Annotated in this window: 9 protein-coding genes; 6 read left to right on the top strand and 3 right to left on the bottom strand. The window is 72.9% G+C overall.

The features are described from left to right. Positions 1–300 (bottom strand): hypothetical protein (locus tag G4D87_RS28110; protein WP_205507755.1); only part of this gene is annotated, 300 nt, incomplete at its 3' end. A gap of 106 nt (positions 301–406) precedes the next feature. On the opposite strand from G4D87_RS28110, the gene G4D87_RS28115 reads away from it, so the two are divergent. Continuing rightward, entirely contained in the window at positions 407–1048 is a 642-nt protein-coding gene (locus tag G4D87_RS28115; RefSeq protein WP_163785775.1) for a YdcF family protein, read from the top strand. Here G4D87_RS28115 and G4D87_RS28120 read toward each other — a convergent pair. Beyond that, a complete protein-coding gene (locus G4D87_RS28120; protein WP_163785777.1) occupies positions 1029–2567 on the bottom strand; it encodes a trypsin-like peptidase domain-containing protein in 1539 nt (512 codons plus the stop codon). The two genes, G4D87_RS28115 and G4D87_RS28120, sit on opposite strands and share 20 nt — an antisense overlap. Before the next feature lie 117 nt (positions 2568–2684). After that, the gene (locus G4D87_RS28125; RefSeq protein ID WP_163785779.1) at positions 2685–3191 is read right to left on the bottom strand and encodes a MarR family winged helix-turn-helix transcriptional regulator; all 507 of its coding nucleotides are present in this window, start codon (positions 3189–3191) and stop codon (positions 2685–2687) included. 96 nt (positions 3192–3287) lie between these two features. On the opposite strand from G4D87_RS28125, the gene modA reads away from it, so the two are divergent. The 5 genes from modA to G4D87_RS28150 all read left to right on the top strand — a co-directional run. After that, positions 3288–4046 carry a molybdate ABC transporter substrate-binding protein gene (gene modA / locus G4D87_RS28130; protein WP_163785780.1) on the top strand — a complete coding sequence of 253 codons (759 nt, stop codon included), beginning with the start codon at positions 3288–3290 and terminating at the stop codon, positions 4044–4046. Between the two features lie 20 nt (positions 4047–4066). Continuing rightward, the gene (gene modB / locus G4D87_RS28135) at positions 4067–4720 is read left to right on the top strand and encodes a molybdate ABC transporter permease subunit (RefSeq protein ID WP_240358672.1); all 654 of its coding nucleotides are present in this window, start codon (positions 4067–4069) and stop codon (positions 4718–4720) included. After that, positions 4717–5787: a molybdenum ABC transporter ATP-binding protein gene (modC, locus tag G4D87_RS28140; protein ID WP_163785793.1), complete on the top strand. Its 1071-nt coding sequence runs from the start codon at positions 4717–4719 to the stop codon at positions 5785–5787. Before modB ends, modC begins: the two co-directional genes overlap by 4 nt. A 587-nt stretch (positions 5788–6374) precedes the next feature. Beyond that, positions 6375–7301: an HmuY family protein gene (locus tag G4D87_RS28145; protein WP_240358673.1), complete on the top strand. Its 927-nt coding sequence runs from the start codon at positions 6375–6377 to the stop codon at positions 7299–7301. After that, a partial coding sequence (locus G4D87_RS28150) for an MXAN_6640 family putative metalloprotease (protein ID WP_163785796.1) occupies positions 7298–8802 on the top strand: 1505 nt, incomplete at its 3' end. The genes G4D87_RS28145 and G4D87_RS28150, both read left to right, overlap by 4 nt.

Here is an 8802-nt window from a genome sequence, read left to right on the forward strand (position 1 = left end):
CTCGGGGAGGGGGGCGGCCGGGGCGGCGGTGCGTCCCACGGGCACCAGGCCCTCGCGCGCGATGCTGTCCATCCACCGCTGCTGGAGCAGGGCGGCCACGCGAGGGCCGTCCTCGGGGCGCACCAGCACCTGGAACTTCGGGCTGCAGCCTGGCTTGCTGCAGGCCTCGCGATGCACGAGCGCCGGCACCTCCGCGCCCAGGCAGGCGTCCACCAGCCGCCGCGCGTCCATCAGCGCCATCTCCGCGCAGGGCACCAGCTCCACATCCGACAGGGCCTTCGTCGCGTCTTCAGGAGTCATCACCCGGGGGATTGGAGCGCACCTCATGGGGCCACGTCCAGTGCACCCGGGCCCGCGGCTCACCCCGCACACGCGCCGGGCACGACTTCAGGCTAGCGTGCGGAGGGTGCCGCCCACGTCACTCACCCCGCGCACCGCGCGCCTCTCCCGGCTGCTGCTGGTGGGCGCGGGCGTGCTGACGGGTGGCGTCTTCGGCCTCGCCTGGGTGGTGGACCGCTTCGGTCAGCGCGAGCAGGCCATGCCCGCGGACGTGCTGGTGGTGCTGGGCGCGCGCGTGTTGCCCGGGGGCGTGCCCTCCGGGGCGCTGCGCGCGCGCACCGAGCACGCGGTGGCGCTGTACCACCGCGGCGTGGCCCCGCGGCTCGTCTTCTCTGGCGGCGTGGGCGTGAATCCCCCCTCCGAGGCGCGCGCCATGCTGGCGCTGGCGACGCGGATGGGCGTCCCGGCGGAGGCGTGCGTCCTGGAGGAGGGCAGTCACTCCACCGGCGACAACGCACGGCTCACGGCCGAGGTGCTGCGCGGGCTGGGCGCTCGGCGCGTGGTGGTGGTGTCGGACCCGTATCACCTGCTGCGCGCGCGCAACTCCTTCCGGCTGCATGGCTGGGAGGTGGCCACCAGCCCGGCGCTGGAGACCGCGCGCCACCTGGACACGTTCGACCGCATCTATTGGACGGTGCGCGAGGCCGTCGCGCTGCTCCTGCGGCCCCGCGTGCTGTTGGCGCGCGCGCCTACTCCTCCGGCATCGTGAGCGCGCGCAGCTCCAGCGCGCCACCCGGCAGGGCCACGCGGAGCAGCACGGACTCGCCAGGCTTCGTCTTCCTCAGCGCCGTCACCACGTCCCGCGCGTTGTGCACGGGCGTGTTCGCGGCCTCCACCACCACCATGCCCGGCAGCATGCCGGCGTGTTCGGCCATGGACGCGGGGGCCACCTCCGTCACCAAGGCGCCGGAGGGCGGCAGCTCCTGGGACTCCGCCAGCGCCGGGTCCATGTCCATCAGGCTCAGCCCCACGCGATGCTCGGCGGGGCGCTGCGAGCCTCCGACGGCCGGCGCCTTCACCGCGACGCCTTCCAGGTCGGGCCGCGTGCCCAGCGTCGCCTTCACGTCGCGCTTCATCGCGTCCCGGTAGAGGGCGAGCGTGAGCTCCGCGCCCGGTGGTTTCATCGCCACCAGCCGCGTGAGCGCGCCCGCCGAGTCGATGGGCTGCCCATCCGCGGCGACGATGACGTCGTCTGGCCGCAGCCCGGCCTGGGCCGCCGCGGTCTCCGCGGTGACGTCGGTGACGACCGCGCCCGCCTGCACCGGCGCGCCCAGCGCCTCGCCCAGGTCGGGCGTCAGGTCCTGCACCATCAGCCCCAGCCAGCCCCGGGTGACGCTGCCCTTCTTCTCCAACTGGGGCAGCAGCGACTTGACGAGGTTGCTGGGCACCGCGAAGCCAATGCCCGAGCCCTGGCCGGCGATGGCGGTGTTGATGCCCACCACCTCGCCGCTCAGGTTGAACAGCGGACCGCCAGAGTTGCCCGGGTTGATGGCGGCGTCCGTCTGGAGGAAGTCGTCGAAGGGGCCCGCCGCGATGTCGCGCGCCTTCGCGGCGAGGATGCCCAGGCTGGTGCTGGACGTCAGGCCGAAGGGATTGCCAATGGCCAGCACCCAGTCCCCCACGCGCAGCGCATCCGAGTCTCCCAACCGCACCACGGGCAAGGGCTTGCCGCCGTCCAGGCGTTCGAGCTGGAGCACCGCCACGTCCGTGAGCGGGTCCGAGCCCAGCACGCGCGCCTCCAGGTCACGTCCGTCCGCGAGCTGCACCTGAATCGCCTCCGCGTCCGCCACGAGGTGGTGGTTGGTGAGCACCAGCCCCTTGGCGTCGATGATGAATCCGGAGCCGATGCCCTCGCGCACCGGTGGCGCGAAGGGCGAGGGACTCTCGAAGGGAGACAGCGGGTCCTCGGGGGCGTCGCCGAAAGGCATGCCGTCGAACGGCGGACCTCCGAAAGGCGAGGGGCCACCACCCCCCCAGGGCGTGTCGTTCGTCTCGCCGGGCGTGGGCGCGCCCAGCCGCACCTCCACGTTGACGACGGCCGGACTCACGGACGCCACCAGGGGCGCGACGGAGGCGAGCGCCACGGCGCGTCCGGCGGGCAGCGGGGGCGGCTCGGGCGGCTTCGGCGCGGAGGTCGCCGTGGAGGGAGACGACTCCTCCGCGTCCTTCCGGCAGGCCACCAGGCCCAGCAGCACCCCTACCGCCACCCCGCGCGCGCGTCCCGTCATCGCCTTCCACCCCCCGTCGCAAGCTGCGACCGCCGCGCGACGCAGGGGGGCTGCCCTCCCGGGCATGGAGCCTGTCAAGCAGCCTGGAGGACGGGGGCCCCGCCGGGGGCCCGGCTGTCAGCCCGTGCGCTCACGCGGCGTGGGCGAGGCGCCGCCCATGCGCTTCAGCAGCTTCTCCAGGATGCGGAAGAGGGCCTTGCGGTCTCCCGCGTCGAGGATGCCCAGGAACTGGTGCATGCCATGGACGACCACGCGGTCGAGCCGCTCCCAGGTCGACTGGCCGTCCTCCGTCAGGCGGCAGTGGACGACGCGGCGGTCGGTGGCGCTGCGCTCGCGCAGCAGGTGCCCCTGGCGCTCCAGCCGGTCCACCACGCCCGTGACGGTCTTCTCCGTGACACCCAGCCGGCGCGCCAGCTCGCCCATGGTGAGCGGGCCGTCCTGACCCAGCCAGAGGATGGCGTGAACCTGGGGTGGCGTGAACTGGAGCTGCTCGCACATGCTGGCGATGGGGTCCCGGAGCGAGCTGCGCCGGCCCAGCGCGAGGAGCAGGCTCTGGAGCTTCTCCACGTCCGGGGAAACGTCTTCATCCTCTTTGTGGAATTTCCGTGACACGGAGTATCCCATAGCGGCCCCGCATGGGCGGGTCAATCTGTTGTCCAGAAGGACGCTGAGCTGACGACAATGCGACACGGCTTGTCCGGACCTGCGAGGTGCTACGCCATGCGTCATCTGTTCCTGCTTTGTGCCGTCGCCGCGCTGCTGGCGGGTGGGTCCGCCCAGGCCGACACGGTGTTGGTGTTCTCGGCCGTGAGCACCTCGGACGCGCTCCAGGAGCTGGCGCCGGCCTTCACGCAGGCCACGGGCCACGCGGTGGAGTTCTCCCTGGGGGCCTCCAGTGGCCTCGCACGTCAGGCCGTGGCCGGGGCGCCCGCGGACGTCTTCCTCTCCGCCGACACGGCGCAGCTGGATGCGGTGGAGAAGGCGGGCCTGGTCGCACGCTCGACGCGCGTGGACCTGCTGTCCAACCGGCTGGTGGTGGTGGTGCCGGTGGACGCGAAGTCGGCGCCGTCATCACCCGCTGGGTTGCGTGGGCTGAAGCGCTTGTCACTGGCGGATCCGGAGGCGGTGCCCGCGGGTGTGTATGCGAAGGCCTGGCTGGTGAAGGCGGGGCTCTGGGAGGCCGTGGCGTCGAACGTCATCCCGGCGCTCGACGTGCGCGCCGCGCTGGCGGCGGTGGAGACGGGGCGCGTGGACGCGGGCGTGGTGTATTCCACGGACGCGGCGCGTTCGAAGCGCGTGCGCGTCGCCTTCCAGGTGCCCGAGCAGGACGCGCCGCGCATCGTGTATCCGGTGGCGGCGCTGACGAAGGGCGGCGCGCCGGAGGCCGGGCGGGCCTTCGTGCGCTTCCTTCAGTCGGACGCGGCCCGGAAGGTCTTCTCACGTCACGGCTTCGGCGCTCCCGGCGCGCGGGCTCCCTGATGGAGGGCGTCACGGCGTTGGTGTCCTTCACGCTCTGGGTGGCGGCGCTGGCCACGCTGCTCATCCTGCCGCCGGGGCTCGCGGTGGCGTACGCGCTGGCGAGGTGGGACGGTCCGGGCAAGGGCGTGGTGGAGACGCTGCTGACGCTGCCGCTGGTGCTGCCGCCCACGGCGGTGGGGCTGGTGCTGCTGGAGCTGCTCGGACGCAACGGTCCGCTGGGGCGCGTGCTGGATGCGTGGGGCGTGGAGGTCGTCTTCACGCCCAAGGCCGTGGTGCTGGCGAGCGCGGTGATGGCGTTCCCGTTGCTGGTGCGCTCGGCGCGCTCGGGCTTCGAGGAGGTGGACCCGCGGCTGGTGGCGGTGGCGCGCACGCTGGGCGCTTCGCGCACGCGCGCCTTCTTCCGGGTGACGTTGCCGCTGGCCTGGCGCGGCGTGCTGGTGGGCGCGCTGCTGGCGTTCTCCCGCGCCTTGGGTGAGTTCGGCGCCACGGTGCTGGTGGCGGGCAACATCCCAGGCCGCACGCAGACGCTGTCCCTGGCCATCTTCCAGCGCACGCAGCTGGGGCGGGACGCGGAGGCGCTGCGACTGGCGGGCGTGGCGGCGCTGCTCGCCTTCGTGGCGGTGTTCGCGACCGAAGCGGTGACGCGGCGGCGCGGGCGGCGGGTGCGCGCGTGAGCCTGGAGCTGGACATCCGGTTGCCGCTGGCGCGCTTCACGCTGGAGGTGGGGACGCGGCTGGACGGCGCGTCGGTGGCGGTGATGGGGCGCTCGGGCTCCGGGAAGACGTCGCTGCTGGAGGTGCTCGCGGGACTGCGGCGCGGCGCCCGGGGCCGGGTGGTGCTGGAGGGCCGCGTGCTGCTGGACAGCGCTGCCCGAAGCGACGTGCCGCCCGAACAACGCCGCATGGGCTACGTGCCCCAGGACGCGCTGCTCTTCCCGCACCTCACGGCGGAGCAGAACGTGCGCTTCGGCGCGCGGCCGGGGCGGGCCTCTCGCGTGGACGAAGCCGTGGAGCTTCTGGAGCTGGCGCCGCTGCTGCGCCGCTACCCGGCCACGCTGTCCGGGGGGGAGAAGCAGCGGGTGGCGTTGGCGCGCGCGCTGGCCACGGACCCGGCGTTGTTGCTGCTCGATGAGCCGCTCGCCGCGCTGGACGTGGCGCTGAAGGAGCGGGTGCTGCCGTACCTGCTGCGCGTGCGCGACGAGGCCCGGGTGCCGATGCTGTACGTGACGCACCAACTGGGCGAGGCGCGCGTGCTGGCGCGGGAGGCGCTGCTGCTCGAACAGGGACAGGTGCGCGCGGCCGGCCCCGCGGCCGAGGTGCTGGGCGCGGCGGCGCGAGGACTGCTCGCCGGTGAAGGGGAAGGGGAGGAGAACATCCTCGAAGGCGTCCTGGAGCGCCCGGAAGAGGGCGGGCTGCGGCTTCGGGTGCGGGGCGGGTTGTCGCTGTGGGTGCCGGACTCGCCCGCGTTGGCGCCGGGCACGCGCGCGGCCTATGCCGTGCCGGCCGCGGACATCCTGCTGTCCATCCAACCGCTGACGGGCGTCTCCGCGCGCAACGTCCTGACGGGCACGGTGGTGGACGTGGAGCCCGTGGCGACGGGGGAGGACGCGGCCACCGTGGAGGTGGCGGGCGTGCGCTGGGTGGTGTGGCTCACGTCCGCGTCGGTGCGTGAGCTGGGCGTGGTGCCCGGCGCGCGGGTGTCCCTGGCGGTGAAGACGTCCGCGTGCCGGCGGCTGCGCTGAGTCATCGCGCGGCTCAGGCGCGCTGGGCGACGCCGCTGCCGTGGTGGGCGAACCCTCCGCGGCGTGTCGTTCGTGGGCTGCGCGAGCGCCAGGCAGGGCAGGAGGAGCGGCAGCAGGACAGAGCGGTTCGCGTGGGAGTGCATGCGCGCGGGGGCACCTCGTGAGCGCATGGCGCGCGCGGCTGCCATCACCACCGTGGCGGACTTCATGCGGAACGGACCGCGCGCCACCCCGGAGGCCCCTCGCGCCGGGAGGGGCCTGAGTCACTCCCGTCGCTCGCTGTTCGGAAATGTCGGGGGTTTTGCGCCGCGAAATGTCCCGACATTTCCGAACAGCGAGCTGCCCAGGTGCGCCACGGCCCTCGGGGCGCCTCGCCTCATGGCGCAGCGCAAAAGGGCTGAGCGATGGCGTCGCCTCCGGCCTGGGCGCTCCACTCGGGCGATGATTCCGCGGGTCGAATATTGAATATGAGAATCGTTATCAACTATGTTGCCACGCGTGGGGCCGGAATGGCACAGCGCCGTGTGCGTCTTGTCCTGGCCATCGGTGGTCTCCGGCTCCGCACCACTTGAGGGAGAGGGCCGTTGATGAAGACTCACACCGAAGAAGCGATGCACACGAAGGCCGGCAAGCAGGGCCTGTGGGTGCTGGCCGCCGTGGCGATGGCGCTGGTCCTGTTGGTGAACTGTGGTTCGTCCGAAGAGGACCCCACCCCCGTGCCGGACGCCGGACAGGCGGACTCCGGGACGAACCCGACGCCGGACTCTGGCACCGAGCCGGAGCCGGACTCTGGCACGGAGCCCGAGCCCGACGCGGGCACCGAGCCCGAGCCCGAGCCCGACGCGGGTACGGAGCCGCAGTGCCAGAGCGACGTGCCCTGCAGCGAGCAGAGCATCGATCGGCTGAACCTGCTCACGACGCCGTCGACGACGGAGATGTACGAGGAGGAGGCGCCGGAGGGCGAGTTCCGTTCGTACATCGACGCCCGCGCGGGTGGCCTCACGGTGAACCAGTCCTACACCTACGCCCGCTTCACGCCCGAGGGCCTGTCCCGGGTCAACATCGACGACCAGACGTCGCTGGGCGACCATGGCTGGGACGTCGCGTTCCGCCGTTACTACATCCGGGTGAACGGCGGCACGTCCGGCCCGTCCTGCATCGGCGTGGCGCGGCTGCCCACGGGCACCCGCTTCGAGGCCGTGACGTCCGTGCCCGCGGACCTGACCTTCCAGTCGGACGCCTGGTACACCGACACGTGCGAGTTCATCCCGGACAACTCGGGCCTCTCCGGGCCGACGATGGCGCTGAGCAGCTTCTGGGCCTACCAGGGCTGCGTGAGGATGACGGGGGAGGTCTTCATCATCCGCCTGGCCGACGGGCGCCACGTGAAGTTCGAGGTGACGTCCTACTATGAGCTGGCCGTGCAGGAGCACTGCAACGCGACGAATGAGCTGCCGTCGGGGACGCCGAGCGGCTCGGGGCAGCTCCGCGTGAAGTGGGCCTTCCTGCCATGAAGCTCCGGGCGCTGCTCCTGCTGCTCCCTTTCGGGTGTGGACCTGTCCAGCAGGCCCCGCGTGAACCGCACGAGCGGCACGATTCGTTCGTGACGTGGGAAGCGGGACTGCAAGCGGGAGCGCGCCCCACCTCGCCCTCGGCGATGCCGCCGCGCTTCGACGAGGGCGAGGCGGTGGAGTCGGTGGTGTCCCCTGGGGGGCGCTTCCGCATCCACTTCTCCCGTTCGGGCTCCAACGCCGTGCCGGCGGCGGACGTGGACGGGAGTGGGGTTCCGGACGCGGTGGAGACCGTCGCGTCCGCGTATGACCGCGTCGCCGTCTTCTATGAAGGGCTGGGCTTCCGCCTGCCGCCGGATGACGGCTGGGTGGGGAGCGACAACGGCGGTGACGGTCGCTTCGATGTGTACCTGGTGGACTTCGGTGGCGTCGCGGACGGCGCCTTCCGGCTGGACGGCTGTCTGGAGGCGTCGTCGCGCTGCACCGGGCACATGCTCCAGGAGAACGACTTCGCGGGCTACCACTACCCGTCCTACGGCGAGGCCGTGGACATCCTCGCCAGCCACGAGTTCTTCCACGCCGTGCAGGCCGCCTATCACCCGGGCCTGGGCGGCGTGGCGTCGGAGGGTACCGCGGTCTGGGCCAGTGAGCGCTACCGGCCCGCGCTGGATGACCTGGAGCGCTTCACCGCCGCGTACCTGGCGCGCCCGGACCGCACGCTGGTGCTGGACCCGGAGGGGCCGGCGGTGTCCTTCAGCTATGGCACGAGCATCTACTTCCAGTTCCTGGGCGAGCGCTTCGGGGATGGGGTGGTGCGCGCGCTGTGGGAGCAGAGCGTCGTGACGCCGTCGGTCCGCTGGCCGGTGCTGGTGGAGACGGCGCTGCAGCGCGACTGGGGCGCTGACTTCGACACCGCCTTCGCGGAGTTCGCCCTGTGGAACCTGGCCACCGGACCGCGCCGGGCACAGAGCGCGGGGTATGAGAACAGCGCGAGCTACGCGCCGCTGACCGTCGCGCCGCGCACGCTGCCGGTGTCGGAGCCGTCCGTGCGAGTGGCGGCCGCGTCGACGCGCTACTTCGAGGTGGAAGGCGGCACGTCTTCCGTCTTCGCCTCCTTCGAGCCGACGGAGGGGGAGGACGCTCCCGCCGTCCACCTGCTGGTGGCCGCCGTGACGCCGACGCAGGTGCTGCGCGTCGCGCGCGCCGACGGCGTGGGGGCGCTGGCCGCTCGCGTGGACGCCGAGGACGCCACGCACGTCATCGTCGCCGTGGTGGACGGACGGCGCGAAGGCCTGGGCCGCTATGGGCGGCTGTGCATCTCCGGGGAGGACTCCGGCGCGCCCTGCGCCACCGTGCCACCGCCCGACCCGGACGGTGGGGTCGACCTGGACGGCGGCACGGGGAGCGACCCGGACGGTGGCGTGGGCGGTGAGCCGGATGGCGGCGTGGACGCAGGTCCAGGAGGAGACCTGGACGGTGGGGGCGACGAGGGGGGCTGTTCGTC

It is taken from the genome of Myxococcus vastator (assembly GCF_010894475.1).
Lineage (GTDB): Bacteria > Myxococcota > Myxococcia > Myxococcales > Myxococcaceae > Myxococcus > Myxococcus vastator.